Genomic DNA, 23,895 nt, shown 5'->3' on the forward strand with positions numbered 1-23,895 from the left:
GATCGAGAGTCGATCAAGGTAGCCGATTCGAAGGGCGAAGCGTGGCCAAGAAGCAAGGTGCCATCGAAATCGAGGGCACCGTGATCGAGTCCCTGCCGAACGCCATGTTCAAGGTGGAGCTCCAGAACGGTCACAAGGTCCTCGCGCACATCTCCGGCAAGATGCGGATGCACTACATCCGAATCCTTCCGGACGACCGGGTCGTGGTGGAGCTCTCTCCCTACGACCTGACGCGTGGCCGGATCGTCTACCGGTACAAGTAGATCTTGCCCGCACCCCGGCTCCGCCGAGGGTGGTGGCACTGACCCGGAGAACCTCACATCCCATGAAGGTCAAGCCGAGCGTCAAGAAGATCTGCGACAAGTGCAAGGTGATCCGCCGTCACGGCCGGGTCATGGTCATCTGCGACAACCTGCGCCACAAGCAGCGCCAGGGCTGACGCACGCCGACCGACCTGCACCCCGCAGTTCTTCGCGCGACGCAAGCAATACGTACATACGCAGAGCCCGCCCAGCCCGTAAGGGTCGGCGGCACCTCCGGCGGGGGCCGGAGACCCGGGTCGTACCTCATACGGCGAATCGGGAGCGGTTCTGCGGAAGACCCCCGAACACACAGGAGCCATTGAATGGCACGCGTTTCCGGTGTTGACATCCCGCGCGAAAAGCGTGTGGAGATCGCACTCACCTACGTCTTCGGTATCGGGCGTACCCGGTCCAAGGAGATCCTCGCCTCGACCGGCGTGAACCCGAACACCCGCGTTCGTGACCTGGCCGAAGAGGACCTGGTCAAGATCCGCGAGTACGTGGACGCCAACCTCCAGACCGAGGGTGACCTCCGCCGCGAGATCCAGGGCGACATCCGCCGCAAGATCGAGATCCAGTGCTACCAGGGCATCCGCCACCGTCGTGGCCTGCCCGTGCACGGACAGCGCACCAGCACGAACGCCCGTACCCGCAAGGGCCCGCGTCGCGCCATCGCCGGTAAGAAGAAGCCGGGCAAGAAGTAGTCCTCAGCGGACGCTTGACCAAGCGGTCTTCGCTGTAGGACCGACCACCTCCCGTAGGAGTTATAGATGCCCCCCAAGGGTCGTCAGGGCGCTGCCAAGAAGGTGCGCCGCAAGGAAAAGAAGAACGTCGCTCACGGCCACGCGCACATCAAGAGCACGTTCAACAACACGATCGTCTCGATCACGGACCCCTCGGGCAACGTGATCTCCTGGGCCTCCGCCGGCCACGTCGGCTTCAAGGGCTCGCGCAAGTCCACCCCGTTCGCCGCGCAGATGGCCGCCGAGTCGGCCGCTCGCCGCGCGCAGGAGCACGGCATGCGCAAGGTCGACGTCTTCGTCAAGGGTCCCGGCTCCGGCCGTGAGACCGCGATCCGCTCCCTCCAGGCCACCGGCCTCGAGGTCGGCTCGATCCAGGACGTCACCCCCACGCCGCACAACGGCTGCCGTCCGCCGAAGCGTCGTCGCGTCTGACGCCCGCCTCGGGTACGGACGGCCGTCTGCTGGGGGTCCGGGGGTTATCCCCCGGGAATTCGCAGCACGGCTGCCGTCCGCCGAAGCGTCGTCGCGTCTGACGCACGACCGGCAACGGTTGTTTTGAGGGTTGGGCGGTGCGCCTCTTCGGAGGGGTACCGCCCGTACCCTTGGTAGTACCTCTCTGGCGGACGTCAAATAGTGGGCGTCCACAACCAAAGGATCCACACCATGCTGATCGCTCAGCGTCCCTCGCTGACCGAAGAGGTCGTCGACGAGTTCCGCTCGCGGTTCGTCATCGAGCCCCTGGAGCCGGGCTTCGGCTACACGCTCGGCAACAGCCTCCGCCGTACGCTCCTCTCCTCGATCCCGGGCGCCGCTGTGACGTCCATCCGGATCGACGGTGTCCTGCACGAGTTCACCACCGTGCCGGGCGTCAAGGAGGACGTCACCGACCTCATCCTGAACATCAAGCAGCTGGTCGTCTCCTCGGAGCACGACGAGCCGGTCGTGATGTACCTGCGCAAGCAGGGTCCCGGCCTGGTCACCGCTGCTGACATCGCCCCGCCGGCCGGTGTCGAGGTGCACAACCCCGACCTGGTGCTCGCCACGCTCAACGGCAAGGGCAAGCTGGAGATGGAGCTGACCGTCGAGCGCGGTCGCGGCTACGTCTCCGCCGTGCAGAACAAGCAGGTGGGCCAGGAGATCGGCCGTATCCCGGTCGACTCCATCTACTCGCCGGTGCTCAAGGTCACGTACAAGGTCGAGGCGACCCGTGTCGAGCAGCGCACCGACTTCGACAAGCTGATCGTCGACGTCGAGACCAAGCAGGCCATGCGGCCGCGCGACGCCATGGCGTCCGCCGGTAAGACGCTGGTCGAGCTGTTCGGTCTGGCGCGCGAGCTCAACATCGACGCCGAGGGCATCGACATGGGCCCGTCCCCCACGGACGCCGCCCTTGCCGCCGACCTGGCGCTGCCGATCGAGGAGCTCGAGCTCACCGTTCGTTCGTACAACTGCCTCAAGCGTGAGGGCATCCACTCCGTGGGTGAGCTCGTGGCGCGCTCCGAGGCCGACCTGCTCGACATCCGCAACTTCGGTGCGAAGTCGATCGACGAGGTCAAGGCGAAGCTGGCCGGCATGGGCCTGGCCCTCAAGGACAGCCCGCCCGGATTCGACCCGACCGCCGCGGCTGACGCCTTCGGCGCCGACGACGACGCGGACGCCGGGTTCGTCGAGACCGAGCAGTACTAAGAGCTCGGGACCGTCAGGTCTCGTTCTTGCTGCGGGCCGGCTTCGGCCGGCCGCGCAGTTCCCCGCGCCCCTCACCGGGCACGGGTCTCCGACGGGTAACCGCCCGCTCGGACACTGACACCGGTACCTCATACGGCCGGTGCAGATCACAAGGAGAATCACCATGCCGCGTCCCGCCAAGGGTGCCCGCCTCGGTGGCAGTGCCGCTCACGAGCGTCTGCTGCTCGCCAACCTGGCGAAGTCCCTCTTCGAGCACGGCCGCATCACCACGACCGAGGCCAAGGCCCGCCGCCTGCGTCCGGTCGCCGAGCGCCTGATCACCAAGGCGAAGAAGGGCGACATCCACAACCGTCGCCTGGTGCTGCAGACGATCACGGACAAGGGCATCGTCCACACGCTCTTCACCGAGATCGCCCCGCGCTACTCCGAGCGCCCGGGTGGCTACACCCGTATCACCAAGATCGGCAACCGTCGTGGCGACAACGCCCCGATGGCTGTGATCGAGCTGGTCGAGGGCGAGATCGCCAAGAAGGCGACCGTCGCCGAGGCCGAGGCCGCCACCAAGCGCGCCGTCAAGGAGGCCGACGAGGCCGCCAAGGTCGAGGACACCAAGGTCGAGGACGCCGCCGAGGCGCCGGCCGAGGAGTCGAAGGACGCGTAAGCGTTCCGACGATCGCGTGGGCGGGCCCGCACCCTCAGGGTGCGGGCCCGTTCCCGTGTCTTGAGAGGCTTGAGAGGCCTGAAAGGATTTCTCGCGTGAGTGACGACGTGCAGCCCGGGTTCGTACGGGTACGGCTTGACCTGTCCTACGACGGCAAGGACTTCTCCGGCTGGGCCAAGCAGGCCCGCGGGCAGCGGACCGTGCAGGGCGACATCGAGGACGCCCTGAAGACGGTCACCCGCTCCAAGGAGACGTACGAGCTGACCGTCGCGGGACGCACGGACGCCGGTGTGCACGCCCGCGGCCAGGTCGCGCACGTCGACCTGCCCGTGGAGCTGTGGGCCGAGCACCAGGACAAGCTGCTGCGCAGGCTCGCGGGGCGGCTCTCGCACGACGTACGGGTGTGGCGCCTCACCGAGGCCCCCAGCGGCTTCAACGCGCGTTTCTCGGCGATCTGGCGGCGCTACGCCTACCGCGTCACCGACAACCCCGGCGGGGTCGATCCGCTGCTGCGCGGGCACGTCCTGTGGCACGACTGGACGCTCGACATGGACGCCATGAACGCCGCCGCGGAGCGGCTCGTCGGCGAGCACGACTTCGCCGCGTACTGCAAGAAGCGCGAGGGCGCCACGACCATCCGTACGCTCCAGGAGCTGCGCTGGGAGCGGCGGCCCGGCGGCATCCTCGAAGCGACCGTGAAGGCCGACGCCTTCTGTCACAACATGGTCCGCTCGCTCGTCGGCGCGCTGCTCTTCGTCGGCGACGGCCACCGGCCGGTGGACTGGCCCGGGAAGGTGCTCGCCGCAGGTGTGCGGGACTCCGCCGTGCACGTCGTACGGCCGCACGGCCTGACGCTCGAAGAGGTCGGCTACCCGGCCGACGAGCTGCTGGCCGCCCGGAACCTGGAGGCCAGGAACAGGCGCACCCTGCCGGGCGCCGGCTGCTGCTGATCCGGCGCCCGCGCGCCCCCGCCTACTGGCCGGGGGCGCCTGCCGCCGCCGCGGCGGCCTGGGACTTGCCGCGGGCGTAGATCTGGTTGAAGGCGAAGGTGCCCAGGTCGTCGCTGGCCTGGAAGACGGCCTTGGAGGACGTCGTCACCTTGGAGCCGTTGGTGAAGCCGGCCTGCGTGAAGTACGCGTAGCGGCCGATCGAGTTCGCCCGGCGCAGACAGACCGTCGCGCGGCAGAACTCCTTCACGCCCGCCCCGGCCAGCGGGGCGATGCCGCCGGTGGCCTGGTCCTTCGCCTTCAGGGCCGCCGCCTCGTTCGGGAACACGGCCACGCCGACCGTGAGGACGGCCCCGTCCTGCACGTACGTGGCGCGGATCACCCGGTCGCAGCCGTTCTTCTTCAGGACCGCGCCGAGGCCGCCCTCACCGACGCTCGCGCAGTCGGTCGTGGAGGAGGTGGCGCCCTTCTGGTACGCGCGGCCGTTCATCGTCAGCTTCTTGCCCGGGAAGAGCCCCTCGGCGCTGAGCGGGGCCTTGTCCTTCTTCTCGTCCGAGATGAAGTCCTTGGGGTTCGGCGGGGGCGGCGGGGCGACGGAGGAGAACGAGGGGCCGGGCGTGGGGGCGTCGGTGGGCGCGGCGGAGCCGGTGGGGGTGACCGTGCCGTTCTTGCCGGTGGTGGTGTCGTTGCTCTTCACGACCGCCGTGGCGACGATCGCCGCGACGGCGAGGGCCGCGAGCGCGCCGCCGCCGATCACGAGCCAGCGCTTACGCCGCCGGCCCGCCGCCGAGGCGTCGGCGAGGGCGCCCCAGTCGGGCGTTCCGTCCGACGACGCGCCCGGGAAGGGGTCGGCCTGCCCGCCGTACTGGTTTTCGGGCTGCTGCCCGTACCCCTGGCCGTACTGCTGCTGCTGTCCGTACGGCTGCTGTCCCGACTGTCCGTACGGCTGCTGACCCGGCTGCTGCGGCTGCTGCGGCCACTGCGGTCCCCCAAAGCTCATGCCGCGCATCCTAAACCGGTTGGGGCCGAGCCATGCGGGCGGTGACAATGGCCCGCATGGGACACGTCGAGGCCGCGCATCTGGAGTACTACCTTCCCGACGGGAGGGTCCTGCTCGCGGACGCCTCCTTCCGGGTCGGGGAGGGCGCCGTCGTCGCCCTGGTCGGGGCCAACGGCGCCGGGAAGACCACACTGCTGCGGATGATCGCCGGCGAGCTGCAGCCGCACGGCGGATCCGTCACCGTGAGCGGCGGGCTCGGCGTGATGCCGCAGTTCGTGGGCTCGGTGCGGGACGACCGTACGGTCCGTGACCTGCTGGTCTCGGTCGCCCAGCCGCGCATCAGGGAGGCCGCGAAGGCCGTCGACGCGGCCGAGCACCTGATCATGACCGTCGACGACGAGGCCGCGCAGATGGCGTACGCGCAGGCGCTCAGCGACTGGGCCGAGGTGCAGGGGTACGAGGCGGAGACCGTCTGGGACATGTGCACCATGGCCGCGCTCGGCGTCCCGTACGACAAGGCGCAGTTCCGCGAGGTGCGCACGCTCAGTGGTGGCGAGCAGAAGCGGCTGGTCCTGGAGTCGCTGCTGCGCGGCACGGACGAGGTGCTGCTCCTGGACGAGCCGGACAACTACCTCGACGTCCCCGGCAAGCGGTGGCTGGAGGAGCGGCTGCGGGAGACCCGTAAGACCGTGCTCTTCATCTCCCACGACCGGGAGCTGCTCGCCCGGGCCGCGCAGAAGATCATCGCGGTCGAGCCGGGTCCGGCCGGCTCGGACGTGTGGGTGCACGGCGGTGGCTTCGAGACCTTCCACGAGGCGCGACGGGAGCGGTTCGCCCGCTTCGAGGAGCTGAAGCGGCGCTGGGAGGAGAAGCACGCGCAGCTGAAGAAGCTGGTGATCAACCTGCGGCAGGCGGCCGCGGTCTCCCACGAGATGGCGTCCCGGTACGCGGCGGCGCAGACCCGGCTGAAGAAGTTCGAGGAGGCGGGACCGCCGCCGGAGCCGCCGCGCGAGCAGGACATCCGGATGCGGCTGCGCGGCGGACGCACCGGTGTACGGGCCGTGACAGCTGAGAACCTCGAGCTGACCGGTCTGATGAAGCCCTTCTCGCTGGAGATCTTCTACGGGGAGCGGGTCGCCGTCCTCGGGTCGAACGGCTCCGGCAAGTCGCACTTCCTGCGGCTGCTCGCCGGGGACCCCTCGGTGGCGCACACCGGCGAGTGGAAGCTGGGCGCCCGGGTCGTCGCGGGCCACTTCGCCCAGACCCACGCGCACCCCGAGCTGCAGGGACGCTCCCTGGTGGACATCCTCTGGTCGGAGCACGCCAAGGACCGGGGCGGGGCGATGTCGGTGCTGCGGCGGTACGAGCTGGAGGCGCAGGGGGACCAGCCCTTCGAGAAGCTGTCGGGCGGGCAGCAGGCGCGGTTCCAGATCCTGCTCCTGGAGCTCTCGGGCACGACGGCGCTGCTCCTGGACGAGCCGACGGACAACCTGGACCTGGAGTCGGCGGAGGCCCTCCAGGACGGTCTGGAGACGTACGAGGGCACGGTGCTCGCGGTGACGCACGACCGCTGGTTCGCGAAGACCTTCGACCGCTACCTGGTCTTCGGCTCGGACGGGGTCGTGCGGGAGACGAGCGAGCCGGTGTGGGACGAGCGGCGGGTCGAGCGGGCCCGGTAGCGCCCTCGACGTTTTGACCCGCCGGGGGCGGCGCGGGTACTGTTGCGGTTTGTTATGCGTATTGGCTTCGTCGTTTCACGCGACGGGCCTCTGCGCAACAAGTTCCCTGGAGCAGTTACCAGTGGCTCGCATACGGGCGGTGTTCCCGGCAGTGCAGGCCCCAGCTGCATGATCGCTTCAGGTGTGTCTGGACTCCATCCACTGAAGAAGCGAAGGCTACGAAGTGCGTACGTACAGCCCCAAGCCCGGCGATGTCACTCGCCAGTGGCACATCATCGACGCCCAGGACGTTGTCCTCGGTCGTCTGGCGACGACGGCTGCGAACCTCCTGCGGGGTAAGCACAAGCCGGTCTACGCCCCCCACATGGACATGGGCGACTTCGTCATCATCATCAACGCCGACAAGGTCCACCTGTCCGGCAACAAGCGCGAGCAGAAGATGGCGTACCGCCACTCCGGCTTCCCGGGTGGTCTGCGCTCCGTCCGCTACGACGAGCTGCTCGACAAGAACCCCGAGAAGGCCGTCGAGAAGGCCATCAAGGGCATGATCCCCAAGAACTCCCTGGGCCGTCAGATGCTCTCGAAGCTGAAGGTCTACGCGGGCGAGAACCACCCGCACGCTGCCCAGCAGCCGGTCCCGTTCGAGATCACCCAGGTCGCGCAGTAGTTCCGGCCACACCCCCTAAGAACGAAAGAAATCTGAGGAGCATCGTGGCCGAGACCACTGTTGAGAACCCCATCGAGGGCGAGGAGACCTACGCCGAGGTCACCACCTTCGAGTCCGAGGTCCCCGTCGAGGGCGAGTACACCTCGGAGTCCCTGGCGTCGCGCTTCGGTGACCCGCAGCCGGCCGCCGGCCTGGGTCGTCGCAAGAACGCCATCGCCCGCGTCCGGATCGTCCCGGGCACCGGCAAGTGGAAGATCAACGGGCGTACGCTCGAGGACTACTTCCCGAACAAGGTCCACCAGCAGGAAGTCAACGAGCCCTTCAAGGTGCTCGAGCTCGACAACCGCTACGACGTCATCGCCCGCATCTCGGGTGGCGGCGTCTCCGGTCAGGCCGGCGCCCTGCGCCTCGGCGTGGCCCGCGCCCTGAACGAGGCGGACGTGGAGAACAACCGCGGTCCGCTGAAGAAGGCCGGCTTCCTCTCCCGCGACGACCGTGCGGTCGAGCGCAAGAAGGCCGGTCTCAAGAAGGCCCGCAAGGCCCCGCAGTACAGCAAGCGCTAATCGCCTGCTCGGTCTGCTTTGCACGTACGCCCCGGCGGCACTGCCCGTGCTGCCGGGGCGTACGTCTTTTCCTCCCCCTGAGCTCTTTCGGACAGCTTTGATGGCGGTTCCGACTTGAAAACGGGCATCAGGCGCTCAGGGGATCGCACTTTTCGGAGCAGTTTCGGAGGACAGCTGTGGGACGACTCTTCGGCACGGACGGTGTACGCGGTGTGGCGAACGCGGATCTGACGGCGGAGCTGGCGCTCGGCCTGTCGGTCGCGGCGGCGCACGTGCTCGCCGAGGCGGGGACCTTTGAGGGCCATCGGCCGACCGCGGTGGTCGGGCGTGACCCCCGTGCGTCGGGAGAGTTCCTGGAGGCCGCCGTCGTGGCGGGCCTCGCGAGCGCGGGCGTCGACGTCCTGCGCGTCGGCGTCCTGCCCACCCCCGCGGTGGCGTACCTCACCGGAGCGCTCGGCGCCGACCTCGGTGTGATGCTCTCCGCCAGCCACAACGCGATGCCCGACAACGGCATCAAGTTCTTCGCCCGCGGTGGCCACAAGCTCGCCGACGAGCTGGAGGACCGGATCGAGTCCGTCTACGAGGAGCACCGCACCGGCGCCCCGTGGGAGCGGCCGACCGGCGCCGGCGTCGGCCGGGTCCGTGACTACGACGAGGGCTTCGACAAGTACGTCGCCCACCTCATCGCCGTCCTGCCGAACCGGCTCGACGGGATCAAGGTCGTCCTCGACGAGGCGCACGGCGCGGCCTCCCACGTGTCGCCCGAGGCGTTCTCCCGGGCCGGTGCCGAGGTCGTCACGATCGGCGCGGCCCCCGACGGCCTCAACATCAACGACGGCTGCGGCTCGACCCACCTCGGGCTGCTGAAGGCCGCCGTCGTCGAGCACGGCGCCCACTTCGGCATCGCGCACGACGGCGACGCCGACCGCTGCCTCGCCGTGGACGCGTCCGGCGAGGAGGTCGACGGCGACCAGATCCTCGCGGTCCTGGCGCTCGCCATGCGCGAGGCCGGGACGCTGCGCGGCGACACCGTCGTCGCGACCGTGATGTCCAACCTCGGCTTCAAGCTGGCCATGGAGCGCGAGGGCCTCCAGCTGGTGCAGACGGCGGTCGGCGACCGGTACGTCCTGGAGTCCATGAAGGAGCACGGCTACGCGCTCGGCGGCGAGCAGTCCGGGCACGTCATCGTGCTCGACCACGCCACCACCGGCGACGGCACGCTGACCGGTCTGATGCTGGCGGCCCGGGTCGCGGCCACCGGCAAGTCCCTCGCGGAGCTGGCCGGTGTGATGGAGCGGCTGCCGCAGGTCCTCATCAACGTCCCGGACGTCGACAAGTCCCGGGTGAAGACCTCGGCCGAGCTGGCGACCGCCGTCGGCGACGCCGAGCGCGAGCTGGGCTCCACCGGCCGCGTCCTGCTCCGCCCCTCGGGCACCGAGCCGCTGGTGCGGGTCATGGTCGAGGCCGCCGACATCGAGCAGGCCCGGTCCGTGGCCGGGCGGCTCGCCGACGTGGTGAAGTCCGCGCTGGGATAAGCGCGTTCAGTACTTGCGTGGCGCACCCGGCGGGCGGGTCATCCGGCCCTGCTGGGTGCGCCACAGCAGTTTCCAGGCGATGAGGGTCAGCACACCGGCGACGATGATGCCGGTCAGGTTGAGCAGCAACTGCTCGGCGGAGCCCCACATCTGGCCGAGATCGCCGTAGCTGAGGGCGACGGCCGCGTTCGCCGCGGCCGGGACGGTCGTCACCGAGATCGCCACGCCGACCAGGACGCCCGCCTTCGACGAGGTCATCGAGACCACGCCGGCCACGCCCGCGAGGAGCGCCACGACGAAGGAGAACGGGTCGGGCTGGAAGATGAACCCGGTGTTCGGGCGGTCCGCTTCGAGCATGCCCCGCTCGAACTGGCCCATGGCGTCCATCACCAGGCTGAAGACGGTCGTCGCCACGATGGCCGCGGCGAAGCCGACCACCAGGGCGACCGACGAGCGGAAGACGCCCCTGCGGTCGCGTCGCACCAGGCTGGTGCTGATCCCGGCGAGCGGGCCGAACTCCGGGCCGACCGCCATGGCGCCCACGATCAGGATCGCGTTGTCCAGGACGACGCCGCAGGCCGCGATCATCGTCGCCACGATCATCAGGGCCGCGTAGGCGATCGTGAGGGTGGACTCCTCCTGCGTGGTCTCCGTGATCTGCTCCCAGATCACCGCGTCCGCCGCCTCGCCGGGTGCCTCCTCCTCCGCCCTCTCGGCGCGGTCGGAGAGGGACAGGTCCACGTTCTCGACGGCGATCGAACCGACCTTGTCGATGTCCAACTGCCGCAGTCCCTGCAGGAGTCCGTCGCCTGCCTCGCGGGCCACGTCGACCAGGACGATGTCGCCCTCGGGCTCGCGGGCGACGCCCTTGAGCACCGCCAGGTGGGTGGTGCCCACGGTGCTGTCGATCAGGTCGAGCACGGCGTCCGTACGGACGGCCGGGGTGATGATCCGCAAGTGCAGCATGGCCGCACCTTAACGGGGTTCGGTGACGGGACTCAGAGTTTGCGCAGGGACAGCCGCTGCACCTTGTGGTCCGGCCCCTTGCGGACGACGAGGGTCGCCCGGCCGCGCGTCGGCGCCACGTTCTCCAGCAGATTGACCTTGTTGATGGTCCGCCACATCGTGCGGGCGTAGTCCAGCGCCTCCTCCTCGGAGACCTGGGTGTACTTCTGGAAGTACGAGAACGGGTTCTGGAACGCGGTCTCGCGCAGCCGCCGGAACCGGTTGAGGTACCAGGCCTCGATGTCCTCGGGCCGGGCGTCCACGTAGACCGAGAAGTCGAAGTAGTCGGCGAGACCCACCCTGGTCCTGCCGTCCTTGCCAGGCAGCGCCGGCTGGAGGACGTTGAGCCCCTCCACGATCAGGATGTCGGGGCGGCGGACCACGAGCCGCTCGCCCGGCACGATGTCGTAGATGAGGTGGGAGTAGACCGGGGCGGTGACCTCGTCCTTGCCGGCCTTGATGTCGGCGACGAACCGGGTCAGGGCCCGCCGGTCGTACGACTCGGGGAAGCCCTTGCGGGACATCAGGCCGCGCGCCTTCAGCTCCTCCATCGGATAGAGGAAGCCGTCGGTGGTGACCAGTTCCACGCGCGGGTGCTCCGGCCAGCGGGCGAGCAGCGCCTGGAGCAGCCGGGCGACGGTGGACTTGCCGACGGCGACGGAGCCGGCGACCCCTATGACGAAGGGCGTACCGCGCTGCTCGGCCCGCTCCCCGAGGAAGGTGTTCAGCGCGCCGCGCAGCCCGCTGGTGGCCTGGACGTACAGATTGAGCAGCCGGGACAGCGGCAGATAGACGTCCCGGACCTCGTCCAGGTCGATGACGTCGCCGAGCCCGCGCAGCCGCTCGACCTCCTCGGCGGAGAGCGGCAGCGGCGTCTTGTCCCGCAGCGCACTCCACTCGTCGCGGGTGAGGTCGACGTAGGGCGTGGCCTCGGGAGGCCGGCGCTGGCTTCGTGGCGGCGAAGTGATCACCCCGCCATTGTCGTGCGTGCGGGGGGATTGTGGGCCGTGGGCTCGGTCACGCGGAAATCCCGTTGTCCGAACCCTGCTCTACGGTGATCATGCACATGGCCGCGTGGACCGATGACGTCACGCGGGGGGACGCCGCCCGCGGGCGGCACACAGGGACAAGAAGGTCACATCCGTATGCGTACGTCCATCAGAATCGCCACCGCCACCGTCACGGCCGCCTCGCTGGGCCTGCTGCTCACCGCCTGCGGCGGGGGCGAGAAGGGCGGGGACAAGGGGAAGGACGCGCCCAAGGCCTCCGCTTCGGCGTCCGCGTCCGCCGCGCCCGACGCGAAGGCGCTGTCGGCGGCCGAGCTGGAGAAGCTGATCGTCGAGAAGGCCGACCTGAAGGGCTACCAGGTGGAGCAGGCCAAGGCCGCCGACCTGGCGAAGCCGGGGGACATCGTGACGGACAAGGCCGCCTGCCTGCCGCTCGCCGAGGCCATGTCGTCCATCGCGATCGGGAACGCGCCGTCGAGCGCGCGACGCGTCGCAGTGGAGACTCCGAAGACGGAGAAGGGCGCGACGGGCGCGCCCGACGGCGTCCTCGACGCGCTCGGCGCCCCGGCCACGGCTGTCACGCTCGGTTCGCACGACGGTGGCGGCGCGCAGGCGGCGCTCGCGCTGCTGAAGACGGCCGGCACGGAGTGCGCGGGCGGCTTCACGGCCACCGTGGGCAGCGAGAAGACGAAGATCACCAAGGTCGCTCCGGAGACCGTGTCCGCCGGTGAGGAGGCGGTCGCCTTCACCGTCACCACCGACATGGAGGGCGCCCCGTGGACCAGCAAGGTCGTGGCCTTCCGTCAGGGCAACACGCTGGCGTCCTTCTTCGTGTACAGCCTCGTGGGCAAGGTCGACGCGCTGCCGAAGACCGTCATCGACGCGCAGGCGGCCAAGCTCGGCTGAGTCCGTTCCTCCGCCCGCTTTCGGTCGTACGCTTCCGTCATGTGCGGAATCGTGGGGTACGTCGGCGGGCAGTCGGCGCTTGATGTGGTGATCGCGGGCCTCAAGCGGCTCGAGTACCGGGGCTACGACTCGGCCGGTGTCGCGGTGCTCTCCGACGGAGGTCTCGCCGCGGCGAAGAAGGCGGGCAAGCTCGTCAACCTGGAGAAGGAGCTGGTGGACCGGCCGCTGTCGAGCGGCTCCACCGGCATCGGACACACCCGCTGGGCGACCCACGGCGGGCCGACCGACACGAACGCGCACCCGCATCTCGACAACGCGGGGCGCGTGGCCGTCGTCCACAACGGGATCATCGAGAACTTCGCCGCCCTGCGCGCGGAGCTGGAGGAGCGTGGCCACGACCTGGCGTCCGAGACGGACACCGAGGTCGTGGCCCATCTGCTCGCCGAGGAGTTCTCCTCCTGCGGGGACCTGGCGGAGGCCATGCGGCTGGTGTGCCGGCGGCTCGACGGGGCGTTCACCCTGGTCGCCGTGCACGCCGACGAGCCGGACGTGGTCGTCGGGGCCCGGCGCAACTCGCCCCTGGTCGTGGGGGTCGGCGAGGGCGAGTTCTTCCTCGCCTCGGACGTGTCCGCGTTCATCGCGCACACCCGTTCGGCGATCGAGCTGGGCCAGGACCAGGTCGTGAAGCTGTCCCGGGAGGGCGTCGAGGTCACCGACTTCGGCGGCACCCCGGCCGACGTGCGGGCGTACCACGTGGACTGGGACGCCTCGGCCGCCGAGAAGGGCGGCTACGACTACTTCATGCTCAAGGAGATCGCCGAGCAGCCCAAGGCCGTCGCCGACACGCTGCTCGGCCGCATCGACGCGGAGGGCCGGCTCCGGCTCGACGAGGTGCGCATCCCCGACGCGGTGCTGCGCGAGGCCGACAAGATCGTGATCATCGCGTGCGGCACGGCCTTCCACGCCGGGATGATCGCGAAGTACGCCATCGAGCACTGGACCAGGATCCCCTGCGAGGTGGAGCTGGCCAGCGAGTTCCGCTACCGCGACCCGATCCTCGGCCAGCGCACCCTGGTCATCGCGATCTCGCAGTCCGGCGAGACCATGGACACCCTGATGGCGCTGCGCCACGCGCGCGAGCAGGGCGCCAAGGTGCTGGCCGTCTGCAACACCAACGGCTCCACCATCCCGCGCGAGTCCGACGCCGTGCTCTACACGCACGCCGGGCCCGAGGTCGCCGTCGCGTCGACGAAGGCGTTTCTGACGCAGCTCGTGGCCTGCTACCTGCTCGCGCTGTACCTCGGGCAGGTCCGCGGCACCAAGTGGGGCGACGAGATCCACGCCGTCATCCGCGAACTCGCCCGGATCGCCGACGAGGTCGAGCGGGTCCTGGAGACGATGGAGCCGGTACGGGCCCTCGCCCGCTCGCTCGCCCACAAGGACACGGTGCTCTTCCTCGGCCGGCACGTCGGCTACCCCGTGGCCCTCGAAGGCGCCCTGAAGCTCAAGGAACTCGCGTACATGCACGCGGAGGGGTTCGCGGCGGGCGAGCTGAAGCACGGGCCGATCGCGCTCATCGAGCAGGACCTGCCGGTGGTGGTCGTCGTGCCGTCGCCGCGCGGGCGGTCCGTCCTGCACGACAAGATCGTCTCCAACATCCAGGAGATCAGGGCGCGCGGCGCGCGGACCATCGTGATCGCGGAGGAGGGCGACGAGACGGTCGCCCCGTACGCCGACCATCTGATCCGCATCCCGGCAACGCCTACGCTGCTTCAGCCGCTGGTCTCCACCGTGCCGCTGCAGGTCTTCGCCTGCGAACTCGCGACCGCGCGGGGCAACGAGGTGGACCAGCCGCGGAACCTGGCGAAATCTGTGACCGTGGAGTGAGCGAATGATCATCGGGGTGGGGATCGACGTGGCGGAGATCGACCGCTTCGCGGCGTCGATCGAACGGACGCCGGGGCTGCTCCGCCGTCTCTTCGTCGAGCGCGAGCTGCTGCTGCCGAGCGGCGAGCGGCGCGGCACCGCGTCCCTCGCGGTCCGCTTCGCCGCCAAGGAGGCGGTGGCCAAGGCCCTCGGCGCGCCGGCGGGCCTGCACTGGACGGACGCGGAGGTCTACGTCGAGGCCACCGGCCAGCCGAGGCTGCGCGTCCGGGGCACGGTGGCGGCGCGCGCGGCGGAGCTGGGCGTCCGGCACTGGCATGTCTCGCTCAGCCATGACGCGGGCGTCGCGTCGGCCGTGGTGATCGCGGAAGGGTAGCCGCGGGCGGGTACGTGGACGGGTGGCCGCGGGCGGCGTACGTGGACGGGTCCGGGGGCCCGGCCCGGCCGTGACGGTGCCGGGACGGGCCCCCGGTGTCGCGCGCGGACCGGGGCCAAGGGAGTGGGCGCGCGCGTCTGTGGCCTGCTCTAGGGCGTGCCGCGCCGGGCGCGGCGGCGGGTGAGCAGGACGGCGGCTCCGCCGAGCACGGCGAGAGAGGCGGCGGCGAGGGCCGCCGGGAGGACGGCGCCGCCGCCGGTCGCGGCGAGGCCGCCGGTGGAGTCGGAGCCGGTGCCGGTGCCGTATGCGCCGTCGGCGCCGCCCACGGTGTCCGCGGCTGCCGGCGGGGGCGGTGTGGACGGTCCGGGCGTCGCCCGGTCGGTGGGCTCGGTGGGCTCGGTGGGGGCCGGGGTCGGTTCGGTGCTGGATGTCGAGGTGGGAGTGGGCGTGGACCCCGTCGGGGTCGGGGTGGGCGTCGGGGTCGGTTCCGGTGGCGGGGTGCGGCGTTGCGTCTGGGTCACCGCGCCCGCCGCGACCGTGTAGAGCGTGTGGCCCTCGGTGTCGAGCGCCAGGGCCGAGGGGCGTTCGCCGGTGGTGATCGTCTCCGTCACCGTCGCCCGCTCCGGGTCCACGACCGCCACCGTGGCGGCGCCGGTCTGTGCCGCGTACAGCGTCTTGGTGCCCGGGTCGTACGCGAGGGCCTTCGGGTTGCCGTCGACCGGGATCGTGCCGGTCACCTTCCGCGCCGCCAGGTCGACCGCCGAGACCGTGCCGGCCGCCAGGTTGGCGACGTACCCCGTGCGGGTCGCCGGGTCGACGGCCACGCCCATGCTGCCGAGCGCCGTCGAGCCGAGGCTCACCGTGCCCGTGAGGCGCCCGGTCGTCCCGTCGACGGCGTTGAGCACGTTCCTGTAGACGACGGAGCCGTTCTCCACGGCGCCGCCCACGTAGGTCGCGTACCCCGTGTGGTGGACGGTGTCGACGGCCAGGCCCGCGGGGTGGAAGGGAAGGACCACGGGGTCGCCGACCGCGCGGGCCGTCGCGGTGTCGTAGACGGTCACCGACTTGGCCGCCTGGTTGCCGACGTAGAGCCGCCCCTGCGCGGGGTCGGCCGCGAGCAGCGAGACGCTTCCCGTGACGGGGACGACGTCGTCCGTGAGGGTGCGACCGGTGGTGTCGTAGGCGGCGATACGGGTGGACAGGCCCAGGTACAGCCGGCCGGACCCGCCGAGGGCGAGCACGGTGGCCGGGGCCGGGAGTGCGACGGGCTCGCCGACGAGGGCGCCGGTGGCGGTGTCGTACGTGCTGAGGCGGTGGGCCGCGCCGTCGCTGCTGCTCACGTAGAGGCGGTCGGTGGCCGGGTCGACCTCGGCGTCCAGGGCGTCGCCGAGCGGCGGGCGGATCGTGCGCACGTTCTCGTGCGTGGGGTCGGCGGTGGCCGAAGGGGCCGACGGGGCGGGCGCCGCCGCCGTGCCCGTGAGGGCGACGGCGACGGCGGCCAGGGTCAGGGTCCTCCTCACTGGAAGGTCACCGGGATGTAGACGTCGTACTTCCGGTCCGCGCTGTCGTAGTGGTCCGCGCGGGTGACGATCGCGCAGTTCACGCCGGACTGGCCGCAGGTGACGGTGTCGGAGATCTTCGCCTTGACATGGATCTGGACGGAGAACGAGCCCAGGCCGGCCGACTCCGTGTACGGGGAGGAGTTGGAGGGCGAGAGCCAGTACCAGTCGCTGTTCACCCAGTGCGACGCCCCGGTCGTGCCCGACTGGTCCTGGCCGCCGAGGCAGGGCGTGGGCTTGCTGTTCCAGGTCGCGGGATCGGCCGGATTCACCCCCGCGGGTATCGCGCACAGACCCACGTAGACGCCCTGGTCCGGGTTGTAACCGGAGCCGCTGACGGTGACGTTGGCGCCGGCCGCGGGGGCCGTCGAGGGCGCGGTGAGGGAGAGGGCGTAGGTGCGGGAGCCGTCGGTGACGGTCCGGCCGGCGGTCGCGGCGGACGCGGTGGAGGCGAGGCCGACGGTGAGCGCGGAGGCGGAGGCGAGGGTGAGTGCGGTGCGAAGGACGGTACGCATGACGGAGGAGGCCTTCCCTGAGCGAGGTGCGGTGCTGGTTAGGTAAGGCAAACCTAAGTTGACTTTGAGGGAGCGTCAACCCTGGCCTCCGGGACGGGGCTTGGCGCGTGCGGCAGACTGCGGGCATGCGTACCGCTTACCGCGTGGAGACCGTACGGGCCGCCGAGGCCGAGCTGATGGCAGCGCTGCCCGAGGGCGCGCTCATGCAACGGGCCGCGGCCGGGCTCGCCGCCGCGTGCCTGTCGCTGCTCGGCCGGGGCCATGTGTACGGGGCGAGGGTCGTCCTGCTCGTCGGCAGCGGGGACAACGGCGGCGACGCCCTCTACGCGGGCGTCCGGATCGCGCGGCGCGGGGCGGGCGTGACCGCAGTGCTGCTCGGCGCGCGGGCCCACGAGCGCGGGCTCGCCGCGCTGCTCGCCGCCGGGGGGCGGGTGGCGGAGGACCCCTTCGAGGCCCTCGCCGTCGCCGATCTCGTGGTCGACGGGATCACCGGCATCGGCGGCCAGGGGGGCCTGCGGCCCGACGCGGTCCCGGTCGCGCGGGCCGCGCGCGGCTCGGACGCGGTCGTGGTCGCCGTCGACCTGCCGAGCGGGGTGGACGCCGACACCGGGCGGGTCGCGGGCGAGGCGCTCCGCGCGGACGCGACGGTCACCTTCGGCGCGTACAAGCCGGGGCTGCTCATCGACCCGGCCCGCGAGTACGCGGGGGCGCTGCGTCTTGTGGACATCGGCCTGGGCGAGACCCTGCCGTCGGTACCGGACTTCGAGGCGCTGCAGCACGAGGACGTGGCACGGCTGTTGCCCGTGCCGGGCGCGGAGAGCGACAAGTACCGGCGCGGCGTGGTCGGGGTCGTGGCCGGCTCCGCGCGCTACCCGGGCGCGGCGGTGCTCGCGGTGACCGGCGCGCTGCGGGGCGGCGCGGGCGCCGTGCGGTACGTGGGGCCTGCCGGGGACGCGGTGATCGCGCGCCACCCGGAGACCCTGGTCCACGCCGGCGCGCCCGGGAAGGCAGGCCGGGTCCAGGCGTGGGTCGTCGGTCCCGGCCTCGGCGACGAGCGGGCCGCGGTCGCGGAGGTCCTCGCCTCCGACGTACCGGTCCTGGTGGACGCGGACGGGCTCGCGGGCCTCGACGCGACGGCGGTACGGGAGCGCACGGCGCCGACCCTGCTCACCCCGCACGCGGGCGAGGCGGCGGCGCTGCTGGGACTCGCGCGGGAGGCGGTCGAGGCGGAGCGGCTCGCGGCGGTACGGGAGTTGGCGGGGCGCTTCGGTGCGACGGTGCTCCTGAAGGGCTCGACGACGCTGGTGGCGGACGAGTCCGGTCCGGTACGGGTGAACCCGACCGGCACGTCGTGGCTGGCGACGGCGGGCAGCGGCGACGTGCTCTCCGGCCTCGCGGGCTCGCTCCTCGCGGCGGGGCTGCGGGCGCGGGACGCGGGCTCGGTCGCCGCCTACCTCCACGGCCTCGCGGCGCGCCGCGCGTCGGCGGGAGCCGGGGCGGGGGTGGCCGGGGCGGGCGGTACGTCGGGTGGTGCGCCGATCGTGGCGGGTGACGTGGCGGAGGCGCTGCCGGGCGCGTGGCGGGACGTGGTGACGGGGTAGGGACCCCCACCCCACCCCTTCCCGAAACCCTGCCGGGGGCGAGGCCTCCGGCCTCGGGCCTGGGACCGCGCCGCAGGACGCCTCGTGCGGCGGGGGCCCGCGCCCCCGGGTGGGCGAACCCGTTGGGCCGGGAGGGGGGTTGGGCGGGCGGGGTGGAGGGCGGCGGGTTCGACTGGGCGGGTGATCAGATGGACCGCGTCCTCCCGCGCCGTGACCCTGCTGCTCGTCGCCGCGGCCGTGCTCCCCGCGGCACCGGCCGCCTCCGCCGAGCCCGAGGCCGACCCCGTCGCCGCGACCGCCTCGGCCGAGCCCGAGGCCGACCCCGTCGCCGCGACCGCCTCGGCCGAGCCCGAGGCCGACCCCACTACAGCGACCGCCTCCGCCGAGCCCGCCCCCGATCCCGCCTCCGCGACCGCCTCCGCCGAGCCCCTGGTGCCCGGGGTCGAAGGGGCCGGGCAGCCCGAGTACCCGATGGACACGCCCGACCAGGTGCTGCCGCCCGTACCGCAGGACGGGCCCCCCGTGCCCGTGCCCGAGCCCGAGGAGACCGTCGACGAGCTGGTCGAGTACCTGCCGCGCAGCGCGCTCGCCGCCGCCTGCACCGCGCTCGCGGGGCCCCACCAGCGCCGCGTCGAGCGGCTCCTGAAGCTCAAGGTCGACGGCAAGCAGTCCACCGCCGACTGCAAGGCCATCCGCGCCTTCCAGGTCAGGGAGAAGATCAAGCCCGCCCACGGCTACGCGGGGCCCGTCACCTGGGCCCGCGCCGAGCTGCTCGCGGCCCGCAAGAACCCGAACGCCGCGGGGAAGTGCCCGGTCAAGTCGTACACGGTCGTCTGCGTGGACCTCGACCGTGAGCTCATGTGGGTCCAGAAGAAGAAAAAGATCACCTTCGGGGTCGTGAACATCCGCAGCGGCAGGCCCGGGTACCGCACCCGTACCGGCTGGAAGACGGTCTACTGGCGCAACAAGGACCACTGGTCGACGCTCTACAACACCCCGATGCCGTACGCCCAGTTCTTCGACGGCGGTCAGGCCTTCCACGCCGTCTACGGGCAGCTCGCCACGCCGACCGGCAGCCGCGGCTGCGTCAATCTGAGCCACGCCAACGCCAGGAAACTCTGGGACGTGCTGCGCAAGGGTGACCGGGTCTACATCTGGGGAAAGCGGCCGGGGAGCTGACACCTGAGAGACTGGGCGCGATGACTGAGACACCGCCGCCCCTCCGCGCCCGCGCCGAGATCGACCTCGGTGCGCTGCGTGCGAACGTCCGCACGCTGCGTGCCCGTGTCGCGCCGCACGTCCAGCTGATGGCCGTGGTCAAGGCCGACGCGTACGGCCACGGCGCCGTCCGCTGCGCCCGCGCCGCGCTCGAGGCGGGCGCCGACTGGCTCGGTACCGCCACCCCGCACGAGGCGCTCGCGCTGCGCGCCGCCGGGATCACGGACGCGCGGATCCTGTGCTGGCTGTGGACCCCGGGCGACCCGTGGGCCGCGGGCATCGAAGCCGGTCTCGACATGACCGTCAGCGGCATGTGGGCCCTGCGCGAGGTCACCCAGGCGGCCCGGGAGACCGGGCGGACCGCCCGGATCCAGCTCAAGGCCGACACCGGCCTCGGCCGCAACGGCTGCCAGCCCGCCGACTGGCCCGCACTGGTCGGCGAGGCGCTCAAGGCCCAGAAGGACGGGCTCGTCACCGTCACCGGACTGTGGTCGCACTTCGCCTGCGCCGACGAGCCCGGCCACCCCTCCATCGCCTCCCAGCTGGACGTCTTCCGCTCGATGCTCGACCACGCCGAGAAGGCCGGCGTCGAGCCCGAGGTCCGGCACATCGCCAACTCGCCGGCCACCCTGACCCTCCCCGAGACCCACTTCGACCTGGTGCGGCCCGGCATCGCGATGTACGGCGTCTCGCCCAGCCCCGAGCTCGGCACCCCCGCCGACTTCGGGCTGCGGCCCGTGATGTCCCTCATCGGCAGCGTCGCCCTGGTCAAGGAGGTCCCGGCCGGGCACGGGGTCAGCTACGGACACCACTACGTCACCGAGACCGAGACCACCCTCGGTCTCATCCCGCTCGGTTACGCCGACGGCATCCCGCGCCACGCCTCCGGCCGTGGCCCCGTCCTGGTGGGCGGGCGGATCCGGCGGGCGGCCGGGCGGGTCGCCATGGACCAGTTCGTCGTCGACCTCGGCGGCGACGCCGTCGAGCCCGGCGCCGAGGCGGTGCTCTTCGGCCCGGGCGACCGGGGCGAGCCGACCGCCGAGGACTGGGCCCAGGCCGCCGACACCATCGCGTACGAGATCGTCACCCGCATCGGCGCGCGTGTTCCGCGCGTCTATGTGAACGGCTGACGGCCGACGTCCGGACCGAACAGCTAGGCACCTACCGAACAGGGGAGTGGCGTGAGCGAGTCCAGCACCGACAACTGGCGGCGTGCCGGGCTCGCCGGTGCCGCGATAGGCGTCCTGGCCGCGGGCGCGGCGGCCGGCGTGGCCATCGAGCGGCTCACCGTCGGGCGCGGCATGCGGCAGAAGGCCCGGCTCGCCCTCGACGCCTCCGCGCCCTACGGCTCCCTGCGCGGCACGCCCGGCAAGGCGCTCGCCGACGACGGCACCGCGCTCTACTACGAGACCGACGAGGTCGAGTCGGACGCCCCGGCGCCGCGCCGCCGGCGGCTCTTCGGCCGCAAGGCGCCCGCGCCCGTCACCGTCGTCTTCAGCCACGGCTACTGCCTCGGCCAGGACTCCTGGCACTTCCAGCGGGCGGCGCTGCGCGGCCTGGTCCGTACCGTCTACTGGGACCAGCGCAGCCACGGACGGTCCGAGCGGGGCCGCGCCCAGTCCGGCCCCGACGGGCTGCCGGTCTCCATCGACCAGCTGGGCCGCGACCTCAAGGCCGTCATCGACGCGGCCGCGCCGGAGGGTCCGCTGGTGCTGGTCGGGCACTCGATGGGCGGCATGACGATCATGGCGCTCGCCGACCGCTACCCGGAGCTGGTCCGCGAGCGGGTCGTCGGGGTCGCCTTCGTGGGGACGTCGGCCGGGAAGCTGGGCGAGGTGAACTACGGGCTGCCGACAGCGGGGGTCAACGCGGTGCGCCGGGTCCTGCCGGGCGTCCTGAAGGCCCTCGGTTCGCAGGCGGAGCTGGTCGAGCGGGGGCGCAGGGCCACGGCCGACCTGTTCGCCGGGCTGATCAAGAAGTACTCGTTCTCGTCGCGGGACGTCGACCCCGCGGTCGCCCGCTTCGCGGAGCGGATGATCGAGGCCACCCCGATCGACGTGGTCGCGGAGTTCTACCCGGCCTTCGCCGAGCACGACAAGGCGGCCGCGCTCGCGGTCTTCCACGAGCTGCCCGTGCTCGCGCTCGCCGGTGACCGGGACCTGGTCACCCCCAGCTCGCACACGGAGGCCATCGCCGATCTGCTGCCCGACGCGGAGCTGGTCATCGTGCCCGACGCCGGGCACCTGGTGATGCTGGAGCACCCGGAGGCCGTGACGGACCGGCTCGCCGACCTGCTCGTGAAGGTCGGGGCGGTGCCCGCGACGGCGGCCAACGCGGGGGCCGGCAGCAGTTAGGTTGGGCCGTATGGAAGAACCGCACGCGGGAGGGACCCCGCACGCCACCGCCCAGCTCGCCATCGACTCGCCCGAGGCGATGCAGGAGCTCGGCCGCCGGCTGGCCAAGCTGCTCCGGCCCGGCGACCTCGTCATGCTCACCGGCGAGCTCGGCGCCGGGAAGACGACGCTCACCCGCGGCCTCGGCGAGGGCCTCGGCGTGCGCGGCGCCGTCACCTCCCCGACCTTCGTCATCGCCCGCGTCCACCCGTCGCTGGTCGACGGCCCCGCGCTCGTCCACGTCGACGCGTACCGCCTGGGCGGCGGCCTCGACGAGATGGAGGACCTCGACCTGGACGTCTCGCTGCCCGAGTCGGTGGTCGTCGTGGAGTGGGGCGACGGCAAGGTCGAGGACCTCACGGACGACCGGCTGCACGTCCTGATCCACCGGGTCGTGGGCGACACGGACGACGACCGGCGCACGGTCGTGCTGCGCGGGATCGGCACCCGCTGGGCCGGCGAGGACCTCGTCCTGGCCTGAGCGCCGGGTCGAGCCGGCGCTGAGCTGAACGTACGTATGTTCCGACAAGGTGTCGGGAAGATGTTGCGTCGGTCGTACGCGTCGTGGTGACATGGATGCACGAGCTGGTTAGGTGAACCTAACCTACGGGAGGCATGCATGGCGACGCCGGAGCGCGCGCACGCGGAAGCGCGGACGCGGAGGGGCACGTCGATGAGCGAGCTGCTGGCGTCCTGCGCCGCGGCGGAGGCGGTGTCGAGACCGCCGCGCACCCCCGACCCGACGCCGGAACCGGACGCCGGCGAGCCCGCGCGCGCGTCGCACCAGCCCGGGATCGAGCGCGAGGCGGCGTAACCCGTACGGGTGAGCCGTGGGCTGCTGGAGGTCCTACCGGCCGCCGGAGGCCCGACTGGGCCCGACTAGGGCCTGTCCGGCGGATCATGACCGGGGCCGCGACGCCTGGCACGGCGCCTCGCCGCGTTGCCGAAGCGTCCCGATAGCTCCGCTATCGAGACGCTCCGGCGCCTTGCGATGCACCGCACCAGACGCCGCGTCCTATCCGGCCCTGATCCGCCGGACAGGCCCTAGGGGACGACGACGACCTTCGCGCCGATCGACGCGAAGGTCCACATCGCGTCGCCGTCCGCGCGCTTCATCCGGATGCCGCCGGTCTTCCGCGTCGGATCCGGCGTCGGCAACGTGCCGTCGACCGCAGCGCTGAAGCCGATCGAGACGTCCTGCTCGGTCGTGAACCGCACCACGTGCTCGATCTGCACGCCGTCCGAGCCGGTGACCGCGCCGGAGCGGGACGTCACCTTGTACGCGCCCGGGGCCGGGTGGACCGTGCTCGGCACGACCGAGAAGGTGGACGTGGCCTGCCCCTTCGCGTCCACCAGCCACACCCGGCGGTCGGTGAGCGCGTAGACCACGCGCGCGCCGGTGCCCGAGTCCGCCGGTACGGCGAGCGGGTCCTTGACGGGCTTCTTGGGACCGCCCGTCGCGGCCGTCGACGGTGCCGTGCTCGGGGCCTTCGGCTTGGCCGCGACGTCCGCCGGAGCGTTCGCCGACGCCTGGTAGGCGAGGAAGGCGACCGCGGCGATCGCCGCCGCCGTGAGCCCGGCCACGAATCCCGAGCTGCTCCGTGCCACCGCGCGCCCACCTTCTTTCGTACGTACGTATCGGTCGTGA

26 protein-coding genes are annotated in these 23,895 nt (G+C 71.8%); 20 read left to right on the forward strand and 6 right to left on the reverse strand.

All coding sequences use genetic code 11. From position 1 onward, the window contains the following. Positions 1-41: 41 nt before the first annotated feature. The 7 genes from infA (at position 42) to truA (ending at position 4,342) form a co-directional block, all read left to right on the forward strand. Complete coding sequence (gene infA, locus ACF09C_RS32415) at positions 42-263, forward strand: translation initiation factor IF-1 (RefSeq protein WP_003956442.1); 222 nt, start codon at positions 42-44, stop codon at positions 261-263. 62 nt (positions 264-325) lie between these two features. Next, positions 326-439 carry a 50S ribosomal protein L36 gene (rpmJ, locus tag ACF09C_RS32420; RefSeq protein WP_003956441.1) on the forward strand — a complete coding sequence of 38 codons (114 nt, stop codon included), beginning with the start codon at positions 326-328 and terminating at the stop codon, positions 437-439. A gap of 186 nt (positions 440-625) precedes the next feature. Continuing rightward, positions 626-1,006, forward strand: coding sequence for a 30S ribosomal protein S13 (gene rpsM / locus ACF09C_RS32425; protein WP_005313488.1), 381 nt, complete (start codon positions 626-628; stop codon positions 1,004-1,006). A gap of 66 nt (positions 1,007-1,072) precedes the next feature. Further along, complete coding sequence (gene rpsK / locus ACF09C_RS32430) at positions 1,073-1,477, forward strand: 30S ribosomal protein S11 (protein WP_003956432.1); 405 nt, start codon at positions 1,073-1,075, stop codon at positions 1,475-1,477. A gap of 231 nt (positions 1,478-1,708) precedes the next feature. Beyond that, positions 1,709-2,731 carry a DNA-directed RNA polymerase subunit alpha gene (locus ACF09C_RS32435; protein WP_003966937.1) on the forward strand — a complete coding sequence of 341 codons (1,023 nt, stop codon included), beginning with the start codon at positions 1,709-1,711 and terminating at the stop codon, positions 2,729-2,731. 163 nt (positions 2,732-2,894) lie between these two features. After that, entirely contained in the window at positions 2,895-3,392 is a 498-nt protein-coding gene (gene rplQ / locus ACF09C_RS32440; RefSeq protein ID WP_362418245.1) for a 50S ribosomal protein L17, read from the forward strand. A gap of 95 nt (positions 3,393-3,487) precedes the next feature. Next, on the forward strand, positions 3,488-4,342 hold the full coding sequence (gene truA, locus ACF09C_RS32445; protein ID WP_392096679.1) for a tRNA pseudouridine(38-40) synthase TruA: 855 nt from the start codon (positions 3,488-3,490) through the stop codon (positions 4,340-4,342). A 22-nt stretch (positions 4,343-4,364) separates the two neighbouring features. On the opposite strand, the gene ACF09C_RS32450 is transcribed toward truA, so the two are convergent. Continuing rightward, a complete protein-coding gene (locus ACF09C_RS32450; RefSeq protein ID WP_392096680.1) occupies positions 4,365-5,339 on the reverse strand; it encodes a hypothetical protein in 975 nt (324 codons plus the stop codon). A gap of 56 nt (positions 5,340-5,395) precedes the next feature. On the opposite strand from ACF09C_RS32450, the gene ACF09C_RS32455 reads away from it, so the two are divergent. The 4 genes from ACF09C_RS32455 (at position 5,396) to glmM (ending at position 9,783) form a co-directional block, all read left to right on the forward strand. Further along, a complete protein-coding gene (locus ACF09C_RS32455) occupies positions 5,396-7,018 on the forward strand; it encodes an ABC-F family ATP-binding cassette domain-containing protein (RefSeq protein ID WP_392096682.1) in 1,623 nt (540 codons plus the stop codon). A gap of 223 nt (positions 7,019-7,241) precedes the next feature. After that, positions 7,242-7,685 (forward strand): 50S ribosomal protein L13, encoded by a 444-nt coding sequence (gene rplM / locus ACF09C_RS32460; RefSeq protein WP_351565911.1) that lies wholly within the window; start codon positions 7,242-7,244, stop codon positions 7,683-7,685. 44 nt (positions 7,686-7,729) lie between these two features. Next, on the forward strand, positions 7,730-8,248 hold the full coding sequence (gene rpsI, locus ACF09C_RS32465) for a 30S ribosomal protein S9 (protein WP_352188402.1): 519 nt from the start codon (positions 7,730-7,732) through the stop codon (positions 8,246-8,248). Between the two features lie 176 nt (positions 8,249-8,424). Next, entirely contained in the window at positions 8,425-9,783 is a 1,359-nt protein-coding gene (glmM, locus tag ACF09C_RS32470) for a phosphoglucosamine mutase (protein ID WP_392096684.1), read from the forward strand. 6 nt (positions 9,784-9,789) lie between these two features. Here glmM and ACF09C_RS32475 read toward each other — a convergent pair whose 3' ends face one another. After that, positions 9,790-10,749: a DUF389 domain-containing protein gene (locus tag ACF09C_RS32475; protein ID WP_392096686.1), complete on the reverse strand. Its 960-nt coding sequence runs from the start codon at positions 10,747-10,749 to the stop codon at positions 9,790-9,792. A 32-nt stretch (positions 10,750-10,781) separates the two neighbouring features. Beyond that, complete coding sequence (coaA, locus tag ACF09C_RS32480) at positions 10,782-11,759, reverse strand: type I pantothenate kinase (RefSeq protein WP_392096687.1); 978 nt, start codon at positions 11,757-11,759, stop codon at positions 10,782-10,784. 174 nt (positions 11,760-11,933) lie between these two features. Here coaA and ACF09C_RS32485 point away from each other — a divergent pair, with 174 nt between their 5' ends. From ACF09C_RS32485 to ACF09C_RS32495, 3 genes are read left to right on the forward strand one after another with little or no spacing between them, the layout of a single operon-like run. Further along, positions 11,934-12,701 carry a hypothetical protein gene (locus tag ACF09C_RS32485; RefSeq protein ID WP_392096689.1) on the forward strand — a complete coding sequence of 256 codons (768 nt, stop codon included), beginning with the start codon at positions 11,934-11,936 and terminating at the stop codon, positions 12,699-12,701. Between the two features lie 39 nt (positions 12,702-12,740). Continuing rightward, on the forward strand, positions 12,741-14,588 hold the full coding sequence (gene glmS, locus ACF09C_RS32490; RefSeq protein ID WP_392096690.1) for a glutamine--fructose-6-phosphate transaminase (isomerizing): 1,848 nt from the start codon (positions 12,741-12,743) through the stop codon (positions 14,586-14,588). Positions 14,589-14,592: 4 nt separating this feature from the next. Further along, the gene (locus ACF09C_RS32495) at positions 14,593-14,961 is read left to right on the forward strand and encodes a holo-ACP synthase (protein ID WP_362418215.1); all 369 of its coding nucleotides are present in this window, start codon (positions 14,593-14,595) and stop codon (positions 14,959-14,961) included. A gap of 149 nt (positions 14,962-15,110) precedes the next feature. Here the strand turns inward: ACF09C_RS32495 and ACF09C_RS32500 are convergent, their stop codons facing one another. Continuing rightward, on the reverse strand, positions 15,111-16,481 hold the full coding sequence (locus ACF09C_RS32500) for a YncE family protein (protein WP_392096692.1): 1,371 nt from the start codon (positions 16,479-16,481) through the stop codon (positions 15,111-15,113). Further along, complete coding sequence (locus tag ACF09C_RS32505; RefSeq protein WP_392096693.1) at positions 16,478-17,035, reverse strand: hypothetical protein; 558 nt, start codon at positions 17,033-17,035, stop codon at positions 16,478-16,480. Before ACF09C_RS32505 ends, ACF09C_RS32500 begins: the two co-directional genes overlap by 4 nt. 125 nt (positions 17,036-17,160) lie before the next feature. Here ACF09C_RS32505 and ACF09C_RS32510 point away from each other — a divergent pair, with 125 nt between their 5' ends. From ACF09C_RS32510 to ACF09C_RS32535, 6 genes are all read left to right on the forward strand, one after another. Continuing rightward, complete coding sequence (locus ACF09C_RS32510; RefSeq protein WP_392096694.1) at positions 17,161-18,636, forward strand: NAD(P)H-hydrate dehydratase; 1,476 nt, start codon at positions 17,161-17,163, stop codon at positions 18,634-18,636. Between the two features lie 180 nt (positions 18,637-18,816). Then, entirely contained in the window at positions 18,817-19,815 is a 999-nt protein-coding gene (locus tag ACF09C_RS32515) for a L,D-transpeptidase family protein (RefSeq protein ID WP_392096696.1), read from the forward strand. A gap of 20 nt (positions 19,816-19,835) precedes the next feature. Then, positions 19,836-20,984: an alanine racemase gene (gene alr, locus ACF09C_RS32520; RefSeq protein WP_392096697.1), complete on the forward strand. Its 1,149-nt coding sequence runs from the start codon at positions 19,836-19,838 to the stop codon at positions 20,982-20,984. Between the two features lie 51 nt (positions 20,985-21,035). Further along, on the forward strand, positions 21,036-22,208 hold the full coding sequence (locus tag ACF09C_RS32525; RefSeq protein ID WP_392096699.1) for an alpha/beta fold hydrolase: 1,173 nt from the start codon (positions 21,036-21,038) through the stop codon (positions 22,206-22,208). A 10-nt stretch (positions 22,209-22,218) separates the two neighbouring features. After that, the gene (tsaE, locus tag ACF09C_RS32530) at positions 22,219-22,728 is read left to right on the forward strand and encodes a tRNA (adenosine(37)-N6)-threonylcarbamoyltransferase complex ATPase subunit type 1 TsaE (protein ID WP_392096700.1); all 510 of its coding nucleotides are present in this window, start codon (positions 22,219-22,221) and stop codon (positions 22,726-22,728) included. Positions 22,729-22,920: 192 nt separating this feature from the next. Next, a complete protein-coding gene (locus ACF09C_RS32535; RefSeq protein WP_392096702.1) occupies positions 22,921-23,061 on the forward strand; it encodes a hypothetical protein in 141 nt (46 codons plus the stop codon). 230 nt (positions 23,062-23,291) lie between these two features. On the opposite strand, the gene ACF09C_RS32540 is transcribed toward ACF09C_RS32535, so the two are convergent. After that, positions 23,292-23,855 (reverse strand): hypothetical protein, encoded by a 564-nt coding sequence (locus ACF09C_RS32540; RefSeq protein ID WP_392096704.1) that lies wholly within the window; start codon positions 23,853-23,855, stop codon positions 23,292-23,294. Between the last annotated feature and the right edge of the window lie 40 nt (positions 23,856-23,895).

This window comes from Streptomyces sp. NPDC014870, from assembly GCF_043081505.1.
In the GTDB taxonomy this organism is placed as follows: domain Bacteria; phylum Actinomycetota; class Actinomycetes; order Streptomycetales; family Streptomycetaceae; genus Streptomyces.